At 74.0% G+C, this 22,081-nt stretch carries 11 protein-coding genes; 1 reads left to right on the top strand and 10 read right to left on the bottom strand.

Annotated elements, in window-relative coordinates:
- Window positions 1–31: 31 nt before the first annotated feature.
- Together ASC82_RS16685 and ASC82_RS16690 are read right to left on the bottom strand one after the other, a co-directional pair.
- Entirely contained in the window at window positions 32–2,362 is a 2,331-nt protein-coding gene (locus ASC82_RS16685; RefSeq protein ID WP_056648115.1) for a bifunctional salicylyl-CoA 5-hydroxylase/oxidoreductase, read from the bottom strand.
- A 2-nt stretch (window positions 2,363–2,364) separates the two neighbouring features.
- Window positions 2,365–3,192 carry an enoyl-CoA hydratase family protein gene (locus ASC82_RS16690; RefSeq protein ID WP_056648118.1) on the bottom strand — a complete coding sequence of 276 codons (828 nt, stop codon included), beginning with the start codon at window positions 3,190–3,192 and terminating at the stop codon, window positions 2,365–2,367.
- Window positions 3,193–3,468: 276 nt separating this feature from the next.
- Here ASC82_RS16690 and ASC82_RS16695 point away from each other — a divergent pair, with 276 nt between their 5' ends.
- A complete protein-coding gene (locus ASC82_RS16695; protein WP_079039294.1) occupies window positions 3,469–4,008 on the top strand; it encodes an ATP-binding protein in 540 nt (179 codons plus the stop codon).
- Here ASC82_RS16695 and ASC82_RS16700 read toward each other — a convergent pair.
- The 8 genes from ASC82_RS16700 to ASC82_RS16735 form a co-directional block, all read right to left on the bottom strand.
- Window positions 3,962–5,398: an amino acid permease gene (locus tag ASC82_RS16700; RefSeq protein WP_199862545.1), complete on the bottom strand. Its 1,437-nt coding sequence runs from the start codon at window positions 5,396–5,398 to the stop codon at window positions 3,962–3,964. The two genes, ASC82_RS16695 and ASC82_RS16700, sit on opposite strands and share 47 nt — an antisense overlap.
- Window positions 5,399–5,560: 162 nt before the next feature.
- On the bottom strand, window positions 5,561–6,583 hold the full coding sequence (gene argF / locus ASC82_RS16705; RefSeq protein WP_056648124.1) for an ornithine carbamoyltransferase: 1,023 nt from the start codon (window positions 6,581–6,583) through the stop codon (window positions 5,561–5,563).
- A 125-nt stretch (window positions 6,584–6,708) separates the two neighbouring features.
- Window positions 6,709–7,941 carry an arginine deiminase gene (locus ASC82_RS16710; RefSeq protein WP_056648125.1) on the bottom strand — a complete coding sequence of 411 codons (1,233 nt, stop codon included), beginning with the start codon at window positions 7,939–7,941 and terminating at the stop codon, window positions 6,709–6,711.
- An 85-nt stretch (window positions 7,942–8,026) separates the two neighbouring features.
- Window positions 8,027–10,663, bottom strand: a complete 2,637-nt coding sequence (locus tag ASC82_RS16715) for a hypothetical protein (protein ID WP_056648129.1) — start codon at window positions 10,661–10,663, stop codon at window positions 8,027–8,029.
- Window positions 10,660–13,023, bottom strand: a complete 2,364-nt coding sequence (locus ASC82_RS16720) for a hypothetical protein (protein ID WP_056648133.1) — start codon at window positions 13,021–13,023, stop codon at window positions 10,660–10,662. The genes ASC82_RS16715 and ASC82_RS16720 overlap by 4 nt, the downstream gene beginning before the upstream one ends.
- Window positions 13,020–15,758, bottom strand: coding sequence for a hypothetical protein (locus ASC82_RS16725; protein WP_056648137.1), 2,739 nt, complete (start codon window positions 15,756–15,758; stop codon window positions 13,020–13,022). The genes ASC82_RS16720 and ASC82_RS16725 overlap by 4 nt, the downstream gene beginning before the upstream one ends.
- Window positions 15,755–19,258, bottom strand: coding sequence for a tubulin-like doman-containing protein (locus tag ASC82_RS16730; protein ID WP_079039295.1), 3,504 nt, complete (start codon window positions 19,256–19,258; stop codon window positions 15,755–15,757). Before ASC82_RS16730 ends, ASC82_RS16725 begins: the two co-directional genes overlap by 4 nt.
- Before the next feature lie 22 nt (window positions 19,259–19,280).
- Window positions 19,281–22,073, bottom strand: a complete 2,793-nt coding sequence (locus tag ASC82_RS16735; RefSeq protein ID WP_242427696.1) for a vWA domain-containing protein — start codon at window positions 22,071–22,073, stop codon at window positions 19,281–19,283.
- Window positions 22,074–22,081: the final 8 nt, after the last annotated feature.

The raw sequence follows: 22,081 nt of genomic DNA on the forward strand, positions 1-22,081 counted from the left end.
CGTCTACGGGCGAGGGGGTTTGAGTTTGGTCCTACTCGCGGCGGCCCGTCGGGGGCGGGCGGCTGCCCGCGCGGTACGGGGCCGGCCAGGGTGCGGCCGGGCCCTCGTAGCCCTGCTCGGCCGCCGCGTGGAGCGTCCAGTGCGGGTCGTAGAGGTGCGGGCGGGCGAGGGCGCAGAGGTCGGCCCGGCCCGCGAGGAGAAGGGAGTTGACGTCGTCCCAGGAGGAGATCGCGCCGACGGCGACGACGGGGACTCCGATCGCGTTGCGTATCCGGTCGGCGTACGGGGTCTGGTAGGAGCGGCCGTACTCGGGGCGCTCGTCGGGGACGACCTGGCCGGTGGAGACGTCGATGGCGTCGGCTCCGTGGGCGGCGAAGGCGCGGGCGACGGCGAGGGCGTCCTCGGTGCTCGTGCCGCCCTCGGCCCAGTCGGTCGCCGAGACGCGCACGGTCATGGGGCGGTCCTCGGGCCACACCTCCCGTACGGCGTCGAAGACTTCGAGCGGGAAGCGCAGCCGGCCTTCGAGGGTGCCGCCGTAGGCGTCGGTGCGGTGGTTGGTGAGAGGGGAGAGGAAGCCGGAGAGCAAGTAGCCGTGGGCGCAGTGGAGTTCGAGGAGGTCGAAGTCGCAGCGGGCGGCGCGCCGGGCGGCTGCGGTGAACTCCTCGCGTACGGCGGCGAGTCCGGCGCGGTCGAGGGAGCGCGGGGCCTGGTTGACGCCCACCCTGTACGGGAGGGGTGAGGCGGCGACGAGCGGCCAGTTGCCCTCCGGCAGCGGCTGGTCGATGCCCTCCCACATGCGCCGCGTGGAGCCCTTGCGGCCGGAGTGGCCGAGCTGGACGCCGATCGCGGTGCCGGGTGCCTGCGCGTGGACGAAGGCGGTGATCCGGGCCCAGGCGTCGGCCTGTTCGTCGGTCCACAGGCCGGCGCAGCCGGGGGTGATGCGGCCTTCGGGGCTCACGCACACCATCTCGGTCATCACGAGTCCGGCGCCGCCGAGCGCCCTGGCGCCCAGGTGGACGAGGTGGAAGTCGCCGGGGACACCGCCCTCGGCGACGTACATGTCCATGGGCGAGACGACGACGCGGTTGCGGAGGGTCAGGCCGCGCAGCCGGAAGGGGGTGAACATGGGCGGGGTCCCGGGCGGGCAGCCGAAGTCGTCCTCGACGGCCGTGGTGAAGGCCGGGTCGCGCAGTCGCAGGTTGGCGTGGGTGACGCGGCGGCTGCGGGTGAGGAGGTCGAAGGCGAAGCGGCGGGGCGGCCGGTCGACGTGGCCGGCGAGCTCCTCGAACCAGCGGAGGCTGGCGGCTGCGGCGCGCTGGGTGGACGCGACGACGGGACGGCGCTCGGCCTCGTAGGCGGCCAACGCCTCGGTCAGGGGGTCGTGTTCGGACCCCGCATCGGTGGCGTGTTCGGCGAGGGCGCCGTGCTCGGTGAGGTGCGTGGCGAGGGCGAGGGCGTCCTCGACGGCGAGTTTGGTGCCGGAGCCGATGGAGAAGTGCGCGGTGTGGGCGGCGTCGCCGATGAGGACGGTGTTGCCGTACGACCAGCGCTCGTTGACGACCGTACGGAACGCGGTCCAGGCGGAGCGGTGGGAGCGCAGCTCCCGGCCGCCGAGTGCCTCGGCGAAGATCTTGGCGCAGCGGGCGGTGGACTCGGCCTCGTCGAGTTCGTGGAAGCCCGCGGCCCGCCAGACCTCCTCGCGCATCTCGACGATGACGGTGGAGGAGTCCGCGGAGAAGGGGTAGGCGTGGAGCTGCATCACGCCGTGTTCGGTCTCGGCGGTCTCGAAGCGGAAGGCCTCGAAGGGGAAGTCCGCGGCGAGCCAGATGTAGCGGCAGCGGTGGGTGGTGATGGTGGGGCGGAAGTGATCGGCGTGGGCCTCGCGGGTGCGGCTGTGGACTCCGTCGGCGGCGACGACGAGGTCGTGGGAGGCCGCGAGCACGGCGGCGGGCGGGGCCTCGGTACGGAAGCGGAGCCGTACGCCGAGCTCGGCGCAGCGGGCGTGCAGGAGCTCCAGGAGACGGCGGCGGCCGAGGGCGGCGAAGCCGTGGCCGGTGGAGGTCGTGCGGTGGCCCCGGTGGACGACGTCGATGTCGTCCCAGCGGACGAGCTCGCGGCGGAGCGCCTCGTACACGGCGGGGTCGGCGTCCCGGATGCCGCCGAGGGTCTCGTCGGAGAGGACGACGCCGAAGCCGAAGGTGTCGGAGGGCGCGTTCCGCTCCCAGACGGTGACCTCGCGGGCGGGGTCGAGCCGTTTGAGGAGGGCGGCGGCGTAGAGGCCGCCGGGGCCGCCGCCGATGACGGCGATCCGCCCGGGCCACCCGGCGGTCCGCGCGGGCCGAGCGGCCCGGGGGGCGGCCATGGCTAGCGGCCCTGCCATTTCGGGGGGCGCTTCTCCGTGAAGGCGGCGTGGAACTCGGCGTAGTCCTCGCCGTGCATCAGGAGGGCCTGCGTCGCCGCGTCCAGCTCGATCGAGGCCGCGAGCGGCATGTCCAGCTCGGCGGTGAGCAGGGCCTTGGTCTGGGCGAGGGCGAGCGCGGGGCCGTCGGCGAGGCGGCGGGCGAGGGCGGCGGCGCGGGTGTCGGCGGCGCCCTCCTCGGCCAGCTCGCTCAGCAGGCCGATGCGCTCGGCCTCGGCGGCGTGGACCGGCTCGCCGAGCATGAGGAGGCGGGTGGCGTGGCCGAGCCCGACGACCCGGGGCAGCAGGTAGGCCGCACCCATGTCGCCCCCGGAGAGGCCGACCCGGGTGAAGAGGAAGGCGAAGCGGGTGGTGGGGTCGGCGATCCGGAAGTCGGCGGCGAGGGCGAGGACGGCCCCGGCGCCGGCCGCGACGCCGTGGAGCGCGGCGACGACCGGGAAGGGGCACTCGCGGAGCGCCCGGACGACCTGACCGGTCATCCGGTTGAAGTCGAGGATCCGCGCGGTGTCGAGGGAGAGGGTGGCGCCGATGATCTCGTCGACGTCACCGCCCGAGCAGAAGCCGCGCCCCTCGCCGCCGAGGACGAGGGCGCGGACGGTCCGCTCGCGGGAGAGCTCGGCGAGCAGGTCGCGCAGGTCGGCGTAGGCACCGAAGGTGAGGGCGTTGAGCTTCGCGGGGCGCGCGAGGGTCACGGTGGCGACGCCCTCGTCGAGGTCCAGGCGCAGGTGCCGCCAGCGTTCGGTGCGGGTCGCGGATCCGGTAAAGGGGCTCATCCGGAACGGCCTCCTTTCTCCGCTCGGAGGGTATCACCGTACTGTGACTGTCGTCACGAGGACGCGATAAAGGCGTGCGCGGAACGGGATAAAGGAGGTGTGCGATCGGACCCCGGAAGGTCCCTGGAGAGACGTGACCGAAGTCCCTACCGAGCGGGGAGGGGTGCTCTGGGAACCGGATTTTGCACCTCGTAAGGTTGAAACCAGGACGTCTAGGGATACCCCCGCCCCACTCGCCCACTCTGTCGCCCCTCGGTGAAGGGAGCCCTGCCACCCATGCCCGAAGCCACCGACCCTGCTGACCCTGCCGGACCCACCACCGGCCCCGCAAGTCCCACCGGCCCCACCAGTCCCACCGGACCCACCGGGCTCGCCACCTCCTGGCGCATCCGGCTGCCCCACACGACCGCCGCCGTACCGATCGCCCGCGCCCTGATCCGTACCGCGCTCCACGACATCGACCCCGGCGCCGCCGACCTCCCCGACGGGGACACGGCCGAGCTGCTCACCGCCGAGCTCGTCGCCAACGCCGTCGAGCACACCGCGGGAGAGGGCCCGATCGAGCTGGTCGTCGAGCTGCTCGCCGCGCCGGGCGGCTGTCAGATCGAGGTCCACGACTCCGAGCCGGCGCGCCCCGGCGCACTCGACCGCCCCGACCCCGACGTCGAGGTCGACCCCTGGCAGGAGCACGGCCGGGGCCTCCTCCTGATCCGCGCGCTCAGCAGCGACTGCGGCCACCGCGAGACCGCGCACGGCAAGGCGGTGTGGTTCACGCTCCCCGGGATACCGGCCCAGCGCCGTCCTCCGACGCGGTGACGAGCCGCGAGTGGCGGCGCCCGTAGAGCGCGTACACGAGCGCTCCGCCCGCCAGGAAGACCGCGAACTGCACCCACGTCGTCCAGCCGGTGCCCCAGATCAGATAGAGGCAGAATCCCATTCCCAGCACCGGGCTCAACGGGTAGAGCGGCACCCGGAAGGACCGCCGCAGCGCCGGATCGCGGCGGCGCAGCACGATCACCGCGAGATTGACGACCGCCATGACGGCGAGCGTGCCGATCGTGGTCAGGTTGACGACCACGTCGAGCGAGGCGAAGGCCGCCGGGACGGCGAAGACGCCGGCGACGATCCAGGTGTTGGCCACCGGCGTCGAGGTCCGCGGCGAGACCCGCTCGAAGACCCGGGGCATCAGACCGTCGCGGGACATCGACATCAGGATGCGGGTCTGCCCGTACATCACCGCGAGGACGACGGACGCGATGGCGACGACCGCGCCGAAGGCGATGACTCCGCCGCCGACCGAGGAGCCGGTGACCTGGTCGACGACGAGCGAGAGCGCGGCGGGCCGGTCGGCGACGGCGTCGGCGCCGAGGGCCCCGATCGCGGCGAGCGCGACGGAGCAGTAGAGCAGGGTGACGAGCCCGATGCAGATGAGGATCGCGATCGGGATGTTCCGGCGCGGGTTCTTCACCTCCTCGCCGGCCGTGGTGATCGCGTCGAAGCCGATGTACGAGAAGAAGGCCACCGAGGCGCCCGCGGTGATGCCGCCGGCGCCGTTCGTGAACGGCGAGAGGTTGCCGTCCTCGAAGGCGGAGAAGCCGATCACGCAGAAGACGACGAGGATGCCGATCTTGAGGACGGCCATGGCGGCGGTGGCCCGGGCGCTCTCCCTGACCCCCCGCACGAGCAGGGTGGCGGCGAGCATGACGACGACCACGGCGGGCAGGTTGACCACTCCGCCGTCCGCGGGTCCCGCGGAGAGCGCGGCGGGCAGCTGCCAGCCGAACAGGCTGTCGAGGAGCTCGTTGAGGTACTGGCTCCAGCCGACCGCGACCGCCGAGACGGAGACGCCGTACTCCAGGAGCAGGCACCAGCCGACGAGGAAGGCGGTCCGCTCGCCGAGGCTCGCGTAGGCGAAGGAGTACGAGGAGCCCGAGACCGGGATCGCGCTGCCCAGCTCCGCGAAGGAGAAGGCGGTGAAGATGCAGGTGATCGCGGCGAGCACGAAGGAGATCACGACCGCGGGGCCCGCCTCCGCGACGCTGTCGGAGAGACCGACGAAGATGCCGGTGCCGACGATCGCGCCGACGCCGAAGCACACGAGCTGGAAGAGGCCCATGGTGCGCTTGAGGCCGTGGCCTTCGAGGTCGGCGCCGGATTCGGCGATGAGCTGCTGCGGGGACTTGATCCGCGAGGCGGACGGGGTCATGCGGGGGGTCTCACATCTCTGATGGTGCATGCATGCGTGAGGGCTTGCCCGGCGGATCAGAGCCGGACAAGCCCTAGGGGGGTTCGGGCATGCACGCCCGAACCCCCCTGAAGGATGCGATCGTAAGCCGCACCACGCATATTCACCCAATCGGGCGTAAAGCTATGCCTGAGTCGTCTCGGCGGGACCCGCCATCGTCGCCACCAGGACCGCCTTGATCGTGTGCATCCGGTTCTCGGCCTCGTCGAAGACGACCGAGTGCGCCGACTCGAAGACCTCGTCGGAGACCTCCAGCTCGGTCAGTCCGTGCCGGGCGTGGATGTCGCGGCCGACGGCCGTGCCGAGGTCGTGGAAGGCCGGCAGGCAGTGCAGGAACTTCACGTCCGGGTTCCCGGTGGCCCGCAGCACGTCCATGGTCACGGAGTACGGGGAGAGGGCGGCGATCCGCTCGTCCCAGACCTCCTTGGGCTCGCCCATCGAGACCCAGACGTCGGTGGCCACGAAGTCGGCGCCGCGGACCCCGTCCGCGACGGACTCGGTGAGGGTGATCGTGGCGCCGCTCGCCTCGGCGAGCTTGCGGGCCGCGGCGACGATCCCCTCGGCCGGCCAGTAGGCCTCCGGGGCGACGATCCGCACGTCCATGCCGAGCAGGGCGCCGGTGACCAGGTAGGAGTTGCCCATGTTGAAGCGGGCGTCGCCGAGGTAGGCGAAGGCGATCCCGTCGAGCGGCTTGTCGGTGTGCTCGGTCATGGTGAGCACGTCGGCGAGCATCTGGGTGGGGTGCCAGTCGTCGGTGAGGCCGTTGAAGACGGGGACTCCCGCGAAGGCGGCGAGCTCCTCGACGGCGGTCTGGCTGTCGCCCCGGTACTCGATGCCGTCGAACATCCGGCCGAGGACGCGGGCGGTGTCCTTGACCGACTCCTTGTGGCCCATCTGGGAGCCCGAGGGGTCCAGGTAGGTGGTGGAGGCGCCCTGGTCCGCGGCGGCGACCTCGAAGGCGCAGCGGGTGCGCGTGGAGGTCTTCTCGAAGATGAGCGCGATGTTCGTGCCGCGCAGCCGCTGGACCTCGGTGCCCGCCTTCTTGGCGGCCTTGAGCTCGGCGGAGAGCGCGATCAGACCGCGGAACTCCTCGGCGGTGAAGTCCAGCTCCTTGAGGAAGTGGCGGCCGATGAGGTCTGTGGCCATGGGACGCTCTCCTGGGGGTACGGGTCGAGGGGACGGCGGCGGTGTGGCGGTCGCGGACTCTGGAAGTCTATACGAACATCAACATTTATATACAGCCCCTCCCTCGGCGGAGACCCGCGGACCGCTCAGGTCGCGTCCCGCTCCACCGGGCAGCTCATACAGCGCGGGCCGCCCCTCCCCCGGCCCAGCTCGCTCCCCGGGATCTCGATCACCTCGATGCCCTGCTTGCGCAGATGCGTGTTCGTGGTGACGTTCCGCTCGTACGCCACGACCACCCCCGGCTCCACGGCGAGCACGTTGCACCCGTCGTCCCACTGCTCGCGCTCCGCCGCGTGCACGTCCTGTGTCGCCGTCAGGACCCGGATGTCCTGGAGCCCCAGGGCCGCGGCGATGGCGCTGTGCATGTGCTCCGGCGGATGGTCGGTCACCCGCAGGGACTGGCCCGCGTCGCCCGGTTCGATCGTGTACGAGCGCAGCATGCCGAGCCCCGCGTACTGCGTGAACGTGTCCTGGTCGACCATCGTCATCACCGTGTCCAGGTGCATGAACGCGCGCCGCTTCGGCATGTCGAGCGCGACGATCGTGCGCGCCGAACCGGCCGCGAACAGGCCCCGGGCCAGCATCTCCACCGCCTGCGGGGTGGTGCGCTCGCTCATCCCGATGAGCACGGCGCCGTTGCCGATGACGAGGACGTCCCCGCCCTCGATCGTCGACGGGTAGTCCCGCTGCCCCTCCGACCAGTGGTGGAAGGAGCCCGCCTCGGGACCGGTGAAGAGCGGGTGGTGCCCGTAGATCGCCTCGAAGTGCACCGTCTCGCGCTGCCGGGCCGGCCAGCGCATCGCGTTGATCGAGACGCCGTCGTAGATCCAGGCCGAGGTGTCCCGGGTGAAGAGGTGGTTCGGCAGCGGCCCGAGGACGAAGTCGTCCAGGTCGAGGGCGTGGAAGCGGACCGACGTCGGCTCCCGGTGCGCCGCCAGGAACTCCCGCTTCGTCATGCCGCCGACGAGCGCCTCGCCGAGCGCCCCGGCGTCCAGCGAGTCGAACGCGGCGCGCAGGTGGTCGGCGGCCAGCGGCCCGTACTCCTTCTCGTCGAAGACCCGGTCCAGGACCAGCGCGCGGGCCGCCGGCACCTCCAGGGCCTCCCGCAGCAGGTCGCCGAAGAGATGCACCTCGACCCCGCGGTCGCGCAGCACGTCGGCGAAGCCGTCGTGCTCCTGGCGGGCCCTGCGCACCCAGAGCACGTCGTCGAAGAGGAGGGCGTCCTTGTTGGACGGCGTGAGCCTCTTCAGCTCCAGATCGGGGCGGTGGAGGATGACGCGGCGCAGCCGCCCGGTCTCGGAATCGACATGGAATCCCATGGGCCCATCCTGACGGAGCCGGGCGGCCTGGGCCCGTCTTTCGGACCCTCGGACCCGCGGTTCTGCGTGCGTCACCTCCGCCGCGTCATTTCAGTGCGGAGGCGATGAGGATCAGGGCGACGAGCACCCCGAGGAAGGCGGCGGTGCGGAGCAGGAATCGGCGGGTGTAGCCGTTGGCGTGGTCGCCGTCCGGCGGTGGGTCGGGGGCTGGGCGGGGCGGGGTACCGGGCCGGTGGGACTGGTGGGGCGGCGGGGACTCGTAGGGCGGCGGGGCTTGGTGGGGTGATGACGACGCCCGGTAGGACGAGGGGGGTTGGTGGGGCGAGGACGGCGGGCGGGGCGAGGACTGTTGGTAGGGCGACGACGGTTGGTGGGGCGGCGGGGTGCGCCGCACTCCGTGCGCCTCCTTGAGGAGCGTGAGCCAGACCGCGTCGGGCAGGCCGGGGCGGTCGCCGTCGACGATCTGCCAGAAGGCCTCGCGGGCCGACGGCGCGGGGCTCGTACGGAGCCGGGACAACAGGGCCGCGACCGTGCCGACCGGGGCGTCGCCGCCGCCGAGGAGCGGCCGGACGGCCCAGCGGTGCAGCGCGGCCGCGTTGGACGCGCGCTGCTCCTCGGGCGGCTCGGTGGCGTCGTGCTCTTCGCCGGGCGACGCGGTCGCCCAGAGCTCCCGGCCGAGGACCACCTCGCACAGCTCGCGGCACGCCGGATGCTCCCAGGACGGCAGGCGCCGGGCGATCTCCCCGAGGAGGAGCGTGACGACGACGTACTTCTGGGGGCGGCGCAGTGCTTCGAGCAGCTCGCGGCTGCCCGCCCGTTCGACGAAGCCGCGGGCCTCGTCCACGTCGTACGCGGTCGGCAGCCGGTGCACGAGCCCGGTCTCCGCCTCCCGCTCCCGGCCCCGCAGCTTCCCGACCCACCCGCGCCGGCCGCCGTTGTCCGGACCGGTCCACTGGGCGCCGACGGACGGGAGGACGGGGCGGGGGTACGGATCGGGCGCCCGGTCCGGAGTGGGGTGGGATCGGAGGGGTACGGGATCCGGCTCGAGGTCAGGGTCGGGCGTGGAAACGGGGGTCGGGGTGGGGATCGGCGTAGAGATGCGGGCTGGGATGGGGGCAGGGGTGAGGTCCGGGTCTGGCTCGGGCTTGGGGTCAGGGGTGCGGTCGCGGTCGGGCCGGCGCGGTGGGGCCTCCGTGGCCCAGGGATCGGCTCCGCCGGGGGTCTCCCCGTGGGATCTGTCCGTGTACGGATCCGGCGCGCGCCGGGGCGGGTCCTGGGGAGGACGGCCGGGCGCGGGCGGGTCCTGACGGCCGCCGCTCCAGGGCTCCGTAGAGGACGGGGGACGCCCCGCGTCTGCGGGTACGGGCGACCGCTCGGCGTCCGGGGAGACCGGAGGCTTGCGTGCGGGAGGGACGTCCGGCGTACGGCCGGCGTCCCGAGAGACCGGGGAGCGCCGGGGCTCCGGGGAAACGGTCGGATACCCCGCCTCCGGGTCCCGCTCGGGCCCGTACCCCGGCCCCGAGTCCCGCTCAGGCCCATACCCCGGCCTAGGGTCCCGCTCGGGCTTGTGCCCCGGCCTCGGGTCTCGCTCGGAGCCGTACCCCGACCCCGAGTCCCGCTCGGGCTTGTACCCCGAACCCGAGTCCCGCTCCGGCCCGTACCCCGGCTCGGCCCCGTACCCCGGATAGGTCCTGCCCCGCGGCTCCGGCGCAGGCGGGTAGTCCGTCTCCGGTGCGGCCCGGTGTCGCGGATCCGGCGGCGTGGTCCCGAACCGCGTCTCCCCCGTGGGCGGGAAGCGCGGGTCACGGGACGGGCCGCTGCGGCGGGTGCCGGCGTCGAGGGTGTCCACGGCGCGGGCCGCCGTGTCGAGGAGGAGGGCCCGGCGGGCGGACGCGGCCTCGTGGAGGGCGCTGCCGACGGCGAACTCGCGTCCGTCGCCCTCCGCCACGCCCCGCAGGTGGTGGCGGACGAGCCGGGTCGCGACCTCCTCCGCGCGGTCGCCGGTCCGCTCGCGCGGGTCGACGCGGCGGCGGCCGGTGTTGGGGCTCGCCGCTCCCGACCAGCGGCCGACGAACACGAAACGCAGCGCGGGCAGTTCGACCGTGTCGTGGCTGGCGAAGGTCCACCGGCGGTCGACGAGTTCGCCGAACATGCTGTGCAGCCCCCACAGCACGGGGCAGGCGGTGTCGCCCCGTTCGTCGAGGAGGGTGAAGCGGTCGTCGGGGTGCCGCAGCAACTCCGCGACGGCTCCGGTGAGTTCCTCCGCGACGTACGGAAGGGTCTCGTCGAGCTCTCCCTGCCCCCGGCCCGTCGACGGTACGAGGACCTCCTCCCGCACCACCGGGAGCCGGCCGCGCGCCTCGGCGAGGTGCGGGGCGGACGCGCCCTCCCAGTTCCAGGCGTGGAGGCCGAGGCAGACGGCGGGGTCGAGGAGGGCGAGCGAGCCGACGAGCGCGTGGCAGAGCACGGACGAACCGCCGTCGGCGTCCGTGAAGGGGGTGCGCCGGACCAGCATCACGCCCGCGCGCTGCTGGATCCGGATCAGGGCGGGCCTCGTCTCGTCACCGCTCGCCCGGAGCGCGGGACCGAAGACCCGGAAGAGGGTCTCCACCTCCTCCCGGGTCCCTGACCAGGCCACCGGGCCGAAGCCCGTGCTGCCCGAGGAGTTCTCGCTGTCCCAGCGGAAGACGATCTGGTCGACCTCGTTCTCCGACCGTGTCATCGGACGATTCCCTCCGTAGGCTCCGCCCCGGGCAGCAGCCCGCACATGGCGAACAGGGACAGCAGGGGCGCCAGGACCCGGCGCGGCCGGACCCCGTGCGGGAAGCGGTCGCCGCGTGCCTGCCCGCCGGTCGCGGCGACGAAGTGCAGGGAGCAGTTCGCGCAGTCGTCGAAGGGCTTGAGCCAGGCGGCGCTGGCGTGTTGGGCGAGGAAGGCGTACGCGTCCCGGCTCTCGTCCCGCGCCTCGGCGGGGTCGAAGCGGCCGGGCAGGGCCCTGCCGAGCCACCGGTCGACGGACGGTTCGAAGCGCACGAGGTCGCTCTTGTTGACGGCGAGCGCGGCCGGCGCCGCGACGAGACCACCGCGCTGCCTCGGGATGCGGTCGAGGACGGTGGCGAAGGCCTCGTCGCCGAGGTCGCGGCGGCGCAGCCCGCTCTGCTCCCGTACGGGATCGAGGGAGCCGAGGCGGAGGGCGCGCAGCGGGTCCAGGACGAAGACGAAGGCGTCGACGCCCATGAGGAAGCGGGCCACCTCGCCGTCCTGTGCGAGGTCCTCGCCCGCGAGGTCGAAGAAGACGACGGGCCGGGGCGTCCCGCCACCCGCGGAGACGAGCAGCCCGTCGGCGAAACGGGCGAAGGTCTGCTGTCCGGTACGGCCCAACTGCCGCCCCTGCTGAAGGTTCTGCACGCGCTCGCGCAGATAGGTCCGGTGCGCCTCGGGGTTGAGCGGACGGCTCCGCAGCCCGTACGGCGCGAGGCCGCCGAGCTCGATCTCGCCGAGCATCGCGGCGAGGAGGTGGGTCTTGCCGACGGAGGAGCTGCCGACGAGGGCGACGGAGAGCGGCTCGCCGTTGGTGAGGTAGGGGACCGGGAGTTCGTGCTCCTCGTCGCCCTCCACCGTGTGCGGGCAGAGGTGGTAGGCCTTGCGGAGGGCGTCGGCGACGTGGGCGGGGCGCCGCTCCGCGCTGAGGTCGAGCGGTATCCGGTTGCCCTTGGCGTCGATGGTGACGAGCAGGCGTTCGTCGTACTCGACGGGGAGCAGGCAGTGCGGGCACATCCGGCTCCGCGAGGGCGCGACCGGCGGGGTTTCGAGCGGCGAGGACGCGTCGGCGGGGCGGCCGGATCCGTCCCCGCCCCCGAGGATCCGGTCGAAGAGGGTGCGCGCGGAGCGGGGGTCCTCTGCGGCGTCCGACGCGGGTGACGCGTACGGCTCCGCGCCCGCCAGCCGGTCGTTCTCGAACGCCGCTCGCTTCCGGGCGAGTTGGGTGTCGTACGCGGAACGCCACCGGGCGAGCGGGTCGGCGGCGCCGAGGGCGGCGGCGAGCGGATCGCGGACGTTCAGGAGCCTCATGAGATCGGCGGGGCGGGGTCGTTCGGCCGCCCTCGGGGAGAAGAGGCCGCTCTGGGCGAGGGCGGCGAGACGGCGGTAGTCGGCGAGGTCCCCGGGAGGGCCGTCGCCCCGGGAGGGACGGCCGGAGAGAAGGTAGTAGCCGAGCTGGGCGACGGACCACAGGTCGTCGCGCGGGTCGGCCGCGCCGATCCCCTCGCGCTGCTCGGACGAGGCCCAGGGCGCGCCGCCGAACGGCTCGCGCGTCTCCCCCGCGCGCACCGCGGCGAAGGGCTCGCAGAGGCGCACATGGGCGCCGTCCCACCGCACGGTGTCGGGTGCGACGGCCCGGTGCACGAGCCCCGCCTCACCCATGAGCCGTACGGAAAGGGCGAGTTGGCCGATGATCCGCTCCTGCTCCTCGGGGCCGAGGCGGCCCGCCCACTCGGTGAGCGGGCGGCCGCGGGGCAGCCGGTACAGCACGAAGGGCTCGGGCGCGGTCAGGTCGAAACCGACGATCCTGGCGAACACGGCCGCGAACTTCTCGGCCCCGTACCGCCGTTCGAGGGCGACGGCGGCCTCCACCTCGCGTTCGAGCAGGCCGTACGCGCCGGGGTCGACCTGCGCGGACGCGGCCAGCCGGAACTGCACGACCGGCCATCCCGTGCCCAGGGAGGCGCGGCGCGCGAGGACGCCGGGCCTGCCGGGCGGCCGGCGGTCGTCGCCGTACCGGACGGTGAAGCGGACCTGCTCCTCGTGGGGGGTGAGGAACTCCAGCTCCTCGTAATACGGATGCGGGGGGCTCATGGGCTCCCTCAGGTGATCCGGATGATGCGGATCGATCGGGTGGTTGAGCGGGTTCCGCGCGGCGTCCGGGCCGGGTTCGTCCGGATGGTTCACGTCGTTCACGTCGTTCGGGTCGATCGGATGGTGCACGTCGTTCGGATCGATCGGGTCGTTCGGTTGGTGCACGTCGTTCGGGTGGTTCGGGTGGTTCGGGTGGTTCGGGTGGTTCGGGTGGTTCGGGTCTGTCACGGTTCTCCCGCCTCCTCGGCGCGGACGGTGTGCACGACGTCCGCGCGCAGCGGTACGAGACGGAGGATGCCGGCGTACCGTCCCGCACCGGTCCACACCACGTCCTCGGCGGTGCCCCGCCAGATGTCGTCCCCCGCCGCGCCGCGCCGCATCGCCTCGGGCACGAAGCGGACCTGACGGGCGGCGAGCGGGTCGTGGGAGAGCAGCCTCAGGTGCTCGGGGCCGCAGAGCTCGACCGTGCCGCCGGGGTCGTCCTCGGCGAGCAGCAGCCGGGCGACCGCGTCCGGGGCGACACCGGTGAGCCGGGCCGCGTCGGGCCGTTCGGAACGGTCGGTGAACGCGGCGAGCGAGGTGAGCGCGCCGAGGTCCCGGAGGCCTTCGTACGGAGGAGGCGGCGAGGCCGCGGCGTCGCGCTCCAGCCGGATCCGGGTCTCGTCGAGGAGCTCCGCCAGCCGCTGCCCCTGCGCCGCGTGCTCCGCGCCGCCGGGGTCGCGTTCGATGCCCGCCCAGCACCCGTCGAGGAGGAGGACGGTGCCGGCGACCAGATCGCCGAGGAGCGTGTCGACGAGTGCGGGTCCCCCGTCCCCGTACCGCCGCTCCAGCCACGCCGGGGCGGGACCGGCGGAGAAGGCCGCGCCCGGCACGTCGGCGGAGACCGTCCGGGCCGGGGCAGGGCGTGGCGACGACGACGGGGCTCGGGGTGGGGACGGCGGCGGTGTGGCGGCGGGCGCGCCCGGCCTCCGTACCGGCGGCTCGTCGCCCGTGTCCGACCAGCCGTCGTCCTCCTCGTCGTCCCTCCAGTCGTCCCAACTCCAGGCGCCCGTGACGGAGTCGGTGCCGCCGGACGGACCGGGGCCCGGCGCGGGCCGCGACGGTTCGTCCGCCCAGGAAGCCCGGTTCGGACCCCACCCCGGCACCGGGCCCGCGTCCCATTCCGGCTCCGGGTCGGGTCCCCACTCCGACACCGGGTCCGTCCCCCACTCCGGCACCGGGTCCGTCCCCCATTCCGACGTCCGGTCCTGCGTCCGCGCTCCGCCGCCGTACGCGTCGGCGGTCTCCGCGAGACCGCGGAGCAGCCGGGCAACGGCACCGGCTCCGGCCGCGCAGTGGTGCCGCACCTCGGCGAAGAGCCAGTCGTGGACGGCGGTCGTCACGACCAGGGCGTGGATCTCCCGCATGATCCGGCCGGCCTCCTCCGGGTCCGCCCGCGCCCACCAGTCGTCCACGGCCCGGTTCCAGTCGCGCAGCGCGAGCAGGAGGACGGCCACGACGGACACGGCCAGGGCCGCCGACGCCGCCCAGACCGGCGGGCCGAGGAACTGGCCGAGGCCCGCACCGGCGAGGCCGCCGAGGACTCCGCCGACGAGCCGGGGGGCCGCGCCCGTGGCACCACCGCCGTCGATCCGCCCGTCGGGCGAGCGGTTCGGCCTGCGCCGCAGCATCAGGTGGGCGAGACCGGCGGCGAGCGCGCCGACGGCCGGGCCGAGGAACCAGCCGAGCACCGGCCACACCCCGGCCAGCAGCGCGAGGAGGCCGGTGAGCGCGAAGGCCACGGGCCGCGACCCGCCGGCCGTGAAGGGATACCGGCCCCCGAGCCGCCGCAGCCGCTCCGGACCGCAGATCGCGTCGAGCCGCGCGAGCCGGGAGGCGCTGCCCGCCGGGGCGGTGCGCGCGGAGAGCGCGGAGAGCCGGGCCGCGACGGAACGCAGCGGCAGGCCCTGGCCGATCAGCTCGTACGTGTGGTCCCGCAGGGCCGGGACGATCCCCGCCCGCGTGATCTCCCGCGGCATCTCCGGGAGTTCGACCCCGCGGTCGCGGAGCAGCCCGCGGTGCTCGGCGGTGAGCCGGGTGCCGCCCGCCGCGCCGAACGCGTCCGCGACCGCGGTACGGAACCGGGCCAGCTCCTCCGTGAGCCGCTCGATGTCCCCCGGCAGGTCGACATCGCGGCCCGCCCCGGCGAGGAGCCCCGCCGCGCCCCGCACCCGCTCGTAGCCGTCGACGGCGTCGTCGAGTGCCTCCCGGCAGGCGATGAGCCGGGACCCCGCGCGGCCGCCCGCCGGGAGCCAGTCGTGACCGGAGAGGGAGCGCGGTACGCCCTCGCCGAGGAGCAGCGCGAGCGTGCCCGGCACCCCCTCGGGTGAGGCGGAACCGGCCGGGACCTCGGGGCCGGTCAGCCCCTCGACGGCCTGCCGCCAGGCCCGCGCGCGGGCCTCGTCGGTGAGGTCGTGTTCCAGGACCCGCACGGCGGGTACGGCCACGCCGTGCACGACCTCCCCGAGCGAGCCGAGGACGGCGTCGAAGACCTCCGGGGTGGCCAGGACCTCGACGAGCGGGCGCAGGAAGGCGGCGTCCCCCGTCGCGTCGCCCTTCGCGTCGCCCGTGGTGGCGCCCGTGGTGTCGCCCGTGGTGTCGCCCGTGGTGTCGAACAGCCACAGGACTCCGGCGGCGGGCGGGCGGAGCGTCAGGGTGCGGCGCAGCGTCCGGTCACCTCGGGCGCCGACGGCGAGACAGACGATCTGGGCGGGTCCGTAGGAGGAGAGCCGCTCGTAGAGGAGCTGGTGGCCGACGAGCCCGGCGGCCTCGTCGACGACGAGGAACCGGCGCTCGCCACCGGGCTGCGGGACGTCCAGCGCCGCGCGGACGGCGGCGCCGGGGTCGTCCGGCCCGCCCGCCCGCAGGTCGAGGCAGACGGCGTGGCCCGGGAGGGGGCGTTCCGGGAGGACGCGTTGGCTCACTGCTCCTCCTCTTCCACGTCCCAGGGGTACCCGTCGAACTCGGGGTCGAACTCGGGCTCGGGCTCGTGCTCCCAGTCCCCTTCGTAGACGGACTGGCGGGGCCGAGGGACCTCGTGGCTCTGACCGGAGCCCCCGGAATACCTGCTTCCGTAGTTCTCCCGAGGATCGGCACCGGCCGGCCGCGCCTGGCCCTGACCGTGGCTGTGGCCTTGGCCTTGGCCTTGGCCTTGGCTCTGACCCTGGCCGTGTCCCTGGATCGGACCGTGGCCCTGGCCCTGGCCCTGGCCCTGACCGGCAGCGCTCTGCCCCACAGTCACCTGCCCCTGCCCCTGCCCGTGACCTTGCCCCCGTCCCCGCCCCGCCCGTCCCGGACCGTGGCGGTCGAAGAGGGCGCGCAGGTTGGCGCGGGTCGGGCGGGCGGAGGGCGGGAAGCGCATGTCGAGGGCGCCCCGGTAGGTGACCTCCCAGAACTGCCGCAGCGGGGTGAGCCATTCGACGTCCGTGTCGCCGTACTCGCGGTACTCGGCCTCCAGCCGGTCGAGCAGGACGAGCTGGCGCGGGGCGACCTCCTCCACGAAGTGGGTGAAGAGCCGGGACGGCGGCTGCGGCACCTGCGTGAGGCCCTTGGGCAGGGTCTTCATGAGGCGTTCGCAGAAGACCTCGATGATCTGGCCCTCGTCGAGCAGCGCCCAGCGCTCGTACGCGCGCAGCATCCCCGCCCAGCTGGAGAGCGCGCCGTCGAAGCCCTCCAGGCGCAGCGTCATGGTCGCGGACTCGCCTTCCTGCAGGCGGATCCGGACGAGGTCGGGCGAGTCGGGTCCGCCTTCGACGGCGATGTCGCCGTTCCACATCGCGCAGAGAAGCCGGTGCATGATCCTCTGGCGGTCCTGTTCGGTGGCGACGAGCCAGTCGTCCTGGAAGCCGAGCCGCTGCCGCCAGTGCAGGAAGTCGTCCTCCCCGGCCGAGTCACGGGCGTCGGACCAGAGGCTGAGGACGCTGCGGACCTCGGAGATGTCGGTGAGGTTCATACCGCTGCGGAAGAGGACGACGGTGAGGGACTCGGTGTCGACGGCCCGGTACTCCTGGTCGGCCTTGGCGGGCAGGTTGAGCGCCTGCCGGAGGAAGCCTGCGGCGCGGCCGTCGGACTCACTGGCCGGGTGCACGATGAGGATCTTCATCGGCCCACTGCCGTCCGGGACGAAGCCGACGGGAAGCAGTCCGGCGAGCCGGGCGCGGAACTGGTCGAGCCAGCGCGGGTCGATCTTCGACTCGGCACTCTCGTCGCCGGCTGCGGCCCGCAGCAGCAGGGCCATGGAGGGCAGCAGGGGGCGGGCGAACTGGGCCTCATTGGCCTCGCCGAAGAGCTTCTTGACCCGGCGTTCGAGGACCTGCTTGATCTCCTTGACCGGCGCCCCCGGCGAGCGGCGGACCGCGTCGAGGGCGTTGCGCCAGTCGTCGGGCCTGATCAGCCGGTCGAGGAGCGTCACGGCGTCGGTGGCCTCGGGGAGGCCCTCGCTCTGGGCGAGCCGGTCGACGACGTCGTCGTAGAAGGCGCGCAGGGTGTTCTGCGGGGGCAGGAGGTAGGCGATGCCGGCGCGGTCGTCACGGTAGAGCTCGCGGCGGCGTTCGGCGAAGGCCCGTGCCTCGTCCTGCTCGTGGGCGCGGAGCGCCCTGGTGAGCTCGGCCAGCTCGTGGACGATCCGGTTCAGGGGCTGCTTCCACTGGGCCTCGCCCGCCTGCCAGCCGCGGTGCCAGAGGCCCCTGGCGCGCCACTGGTACCAGGCCTGCTGCGCGGCGAGCGCCTCCTGGACCTCGGGGTCGTTCCACCGGGCCGGTACGACGCCGCCCATGCTCCCCTTGATGCGGGGGATCGGCGGGGCGGCGCTCTGGACGTGGGGCGGCCGTTCGGGCTCGTTGCGCCGGTTGTCGATCATCCCGGTGAAACCCACCCTGGCGACCCTCTCGGGGTGGCCGGGCAGCCCGGTCAGGACCGTTTCGAGCTGGAACGGGCCTATGATGCCGAGGAGTTCGCGGGCGCCGTAGCCCGGCCTGAAGTCCTCGGTGAGGCGCGGTATCTCGCGGGTGAGGTGGGCGTCGAGACGGCGTAGGGAGTCCTCCATGTCCCCGAGTCGGTGCTGGAGTTCCTGCGCGATGTCCTTGCGCCCTCTGGGGAGTTGCTCGGGTCCGGGGACGTCCGGTGCCTCGCGGTTCCAGAGCCGGCCGATGCCGGAGCGGACGAAGAGGTCGCGGACCTGTTCCGATCCTTCCTTGGCGGGGCGCCGGGCCCGCTCCTCCATGCCGCGTACGGCCTGGGCGAGGAGCCGGGCGGCGACGATCTCGGCGAGGTCGTCGACGGGGATGGTGAGGGAGGCGGCGAGGCTGGTGGACATGCCCCGGTAGCCGATGCCGGAGCGGGCCGGTGTCGAGCGCTCGACGGCCTTGTTGACGAAGCGCTCCGCGAATGACTGGTAGTCGTCGTCGGCCTGGGCCACCGTGCCGTTGGAGTCGCTGAGTTCGGTGCCGATGAGCGACATCACCATGGCGGTGATGGAGCGGCGCAGGTCCTCGGAGCCGATGACGGACGGCTTGGAGAAGAGGAAGGCGGTCTGCATGGTCGCGGGGCGCAGGGCGACGACCCCGTCCCGCGGGTACGTGACGCTGAGCCGGCCGCGCTGCTCGACGTCGCCGACGGTGTCGGCGGAGTCGGGCATGTTCTGGTCGTCGACGAGCCGCGAGAGGTCCACGAGGGCGCGGGCGGCGTTGAGTTCGGCCTCGCGTCCGCCGCCCGCCTCGGGCGGGAAGGCGGACGGCATGACGACGAGCGGATAGATCTTCACCCCGGGCACCCGCGCGTTGCGGAACTCGTGCCCGATGAGGTGGATGAAGTCGTAGAAGATGCCGGCGCCGGTGCCGCCGGCGACGGAGAAGGCGACGAAGACGTCGCAGCCGCGGATCTTGCCGCCGCCGACCCGCTGGAGGTCGCCGGCCGCCTGACCGATGGCCCCGATCGCCTCGCGGAGCTGGCGCAGGACGGGTTCGAGACCGGTGCGCAGCGTCGCGAAGAGCGCGGCGCGCCCGACGGTCGGCAGCTGCCCGGCGCCGCTGTTGAGGGGGGCGACGCGCGGCTGCCGGAGCCGGGGCGGCAGCCAGAGCCGGGTCTCGGCCGGGACGGAGACGCGCAGCATCTCCGTGACCTCGGGCGAGGAGTCGAAGTCGGTGGGCAGCAGGTCCCGGACCATCCGGGAGGTGCGTGCGAAGGCGGCGCCCTCGGCGCCCTTGGCCTTGAACTGCGGCGCCTTCATCAGCTCTGCCTCGCTGAAGTCGGCGTAGACGAACTGGAGGCAGTCCGGCAGCTGGAAGGGCATCCGGCGGCCGCCGTCGACGAGGTCGGTGCCGTCGGGGCCGCAGAGTTCGCGGCGGAGGCTGCGCTCGAGCTCGGTGCCGATACGTCCGCCGGTGCCGCCGAGCCCGACGAAGAGCATGGGCTGGTAGATCTTCATGTCGTCTCCTTTGGGGGCCCGTTCAGAAGAGGTCCGGGTCCCCGGCGGTCGTGCCGCCCGTGCCCGTACTGAGTCCGGATCCGTCGCCGGATCCATTGCCGGTTCCCCGCCCGGTTCCGCTTCCGGTGCCGGTGGTCGTGGGGTTGTCCGTGGTGCCGCCGGACCGGCCGGAGCGCCAGGGCCGTCCGAACCGGCGCGGCGGGGGGATCCGGCCTCCCCGGTCCGTACGCGTGCGGGAGCCGGAGCCGTCGCCCGTACGGGAATCGGTTCCGCCGCTGTCCGTACCGAATCCGGAGCCCCCGCCCGTACCGAATCCGGAGCCCCCGCCTGTACCGAAGTCGGAGCCTCCGCCCGTACCGAATCCGGACCCTCCGCCCGTACCGAATCCGGAGCCGGAGCCCCCGCCCGTACCGAAGCCGAAGCCGCCGCCCGTGCCGAAGTCGTCGTCCGTCTCGAACCCGGAGCCGTCGTCCATGCCGAATCCGGAACCGGTGCCGGAGCCGTAGCCGCTGCCGGAGCCGGTGCGGGAGCGGCCGGACCTGCCGTTGCGGCCCGTCGCCCCGCCCCGTACGACGATCTCGTACGTGTCGAGGCCGGCCGGCTCGCCCGGTCGCAGGGAGATCTGCGTGCCGCCGCGGGGGCGCAGCAGCATCTGGCCGGTGCCCGTGCGGCGCAGCACGTGGCCGCCGCCGTTGCGGGCCCGGTGGAGGGTGGGCGGCGCGCCGCCCATGTCGTCGATCGCGAAGGGGAAGGACCCGCGGGTGCTCTGGCCCCGGCCGATGGTGAGCCTGTCGAGGGTGCGGCCGTCCGCGCGGAGTTCGATCGTGACGCCGGTGAGGTCGCGGCGGCGGCGCCGGACCATGATTTGGACGGCGAGGAAGACGCCGATGAGGACGAGGACCGCGGCCCCGCCGACGACGGCCTTCCACCAGCGGTCCCACCAGGTCGGCGGGGCCACGACGAGGACTTCCAGGAAGGCGTCGTCGAGGACGCGTTCGCCGTCGCCGGGGTCCATGACCGCGATCCGGCCGCCCAGTTCGCCGAGGGGCGTGCCTCCGCCGACGGTCACGGTGAAGGGGATGCGTGTGCTCCCGCCCGGCGGCGCGGTGACCGTCGCCGGGGAGACGGAGAGTTCGGCGCCGGGCGTCCGGTTCTCCACGGCGAGCCGCAGGGCGCGCGGTCCGGCGTCGTTGTTGGTGACGTCGAGGGTGCCGCGGACGGTGCTCCCGGGGTGCACGGTCGCCCGGTCGAGGACGACCCCGGCGGTGACGAGCGGGTTGCCCTGGGTGATGCGGGCGTGCAGCGGCCGGCGGTCGGAGGTGACGCCGGGCGCCGACATGCGGGTGGTGAGCTCCAGGTCGCCGGTGGCGCCGACGGGCACGGTGAGCGTGCCGGTGAACCGGACGTCGCCCGCCTTGCGGTCGGGGGCCCGCCCGTCGTCGGCGAGCCGGAACGTCACGGGGGCGAAGCCCGCGCCGCGCAGTTCGGCCGCGACCGCGAGGTCCGCGAGCTGACGGGGATCGGTGACCGTGACGCCGCGCCTGGTCTGCATCCGCACCGACACGGTGACCTCCTCGCCGGCGCGCGGGGAGGCCGGGTCGAGGGTGACGTCGGAGCGGAGCATGCCCTGCCAGATGGCCCGGACGGCGACCTCGCGGTCGCGGTGCCCCTCCGGCGCCTCGACGTGCACGCGCCAGCGGCCCGGCAGCGGGTTCTTCACGCGCAGCGCCTCGACCGGCCCGTCCTGTCCGCCGACCTCGAAGGTGGAGCCGTCGAACTCGCCCCGGGTGGGGACCTTGCGGCCCGCCGGGTCGTAGTAGGTCACCCGGACCTTCGGGTCGTGCTTGGAGACCGTGAGGGAGCCGTCGGTGGCGATGGGCGGGATGACGACCGTCAGGTCGGCGGGCGGCTTCCCGGCGGTGCCGTGCGAGATCCGCGCGCAGCGGGCGGCGGCGAAGGTCTCCTGGAGCGCCTTGTCGAGCTCGGCGGAGCTGCCGACGACCCGCATGTGCGGGACGGATCCCGGTACGTCGGAGCAGGCGCCCCGGTAGCCGCGCTCGGCCATGGCCGTGAGGGCGGCGCGGTCGATCTCGGTGCCGAAGCCGAGCGGCCAGATCTGGACGCCGGCCGCCCGGGCGCGGGCGAGTTCCTCGGTGAGCCGCCGTTCGCCGTTGGACTGGCGGTTGGCGGGGTCCGTGCCGTATTCGGGGCTGTCGGAGACGTCCAGCTTGCCGTCGGTCAGGAGGAAGACGACCTTGGGGGTGGCGGGGGCCTTGGCGGCCGCGCCGCCGCCGGCGCGCTTCTGGCCGAGGCGGGTGACGGCCTGGCGGATGGCCGCCGGGAAGTCGGTGCCGGGTCCCATCCGCGCCGCGTCGCGCTTGTTGAGGAGCTGGACGCAGGCGCTGAGCCGCTCACGGCCCGCCGCGTCGGCGACGGTGAGCCCGCAGACCTCGCGCACGGGCGACTGGCCTGCCTTCTCCGAGCTGCTGAAGCCGATGACGGTCGCCCGGGAGCGCTCGGATATCTCGCCCTGGCTGAGCAGCCCCGCCGCCTCCGTCTCGCGCGCCAGGTCCTTGTCGGCCAGGCTGGCCGACTGGTCGACGACGACGGCGAAGTCGATCGGGTCGGGTCCCTCGGCGGGATCGGCGGCCTCGGCGGCGGTACCTGCCGCGGGCTGCGCCGCTGATGGGGCGGCTGCCGCCGGGGCCCGGGGTGCGCGGGGGTGGCCGGGGGTGCCGGCCGCCGCGAGAGGGCCGGTGAGCGCGACCAGCGCACCGGCGAGGAGCAGGGCGCTCCCCTTGTTCGTCCACTGCATCGTCACTC

Source organism: Streptomyces sp. Root431 (genome assembly GCF_001426585.1).
GTDB classification, from domain to species: Bacteria; Actinomycetota; Actinomycetes; order Streptomycetales; family Streptomycetaceae; genus Streptomyces; species Streptomyces stackebrandtii.

Excerpts from the sequence above, each read along its gene's own strand:
- ASC82_RS16685 (WP_056648115.1), bottom strand. The coding sequence starts at position 2,362 with ATGGCCGCCCCCCGGGCCGCTCGGCCCGCGCGGACCGCCGGGTGGCCC.
- ASC82_RS16710 (WP_056648125.1), bottom strand. The coding sequence starts at position 7,941 with ATGGGATTCCATGTCGATTCCGAGACCGGGCGGCTGCGCCGCGTCATC.
- ASC82_RS16700 (WP_199862545.1), bottom strand. The coding sequence starts at position 5,398 with ATGACCCCGTCCGCCTCGCGGATCAAGTCCCCGCAGCAGCTCATCGCC.
- ASC82_RS16730 (WP_079039295.1), bottom strand. The coding sequence starts at position 19,258 with ATGAAGATCTACCAGCCCATGCTCTTCGTCGGGCTCGGCGGCACCGGC.
- argF (WP_056648124.1), bottom strand. The coding sequence starts at position 6,583 with ATGGCCACAGACCTCATCGGCCGCCACTTCCTCAAGGAGCTGGACTTC.
- ASC82_RS16735 (WP_242427696.1), bottom strand. The coding sequence starts at position 22,073 with ATGCAGTGGACGAACAAGGGGAGCGCCCTGCTCCTCGCCGGTGCGCTG.
- ASC82_RS16690 (WP_056648118.1), bottom strand. The coding sequence starts at position 3,192 with ATGAGCCCCTTTACCGGATCCGCGACCCGCACCGAACGCTGGCGGCAC.
- ASC82_RS16715 (WP_056648129.1), bottom strand. The coding sequence starts at position 10,663 with ATGACACGGTCGGAGAACGAGGTCGACCAGATCGTCTTCCGCTGGGAC.
- ASC82_RS16695 (WP_079039294.1), top strand. The coding sequence starts at position 3,469 with ATGCCCGAAGCCACCGACCCTGCTGACCCTGCCGGACCCACCACCGGC.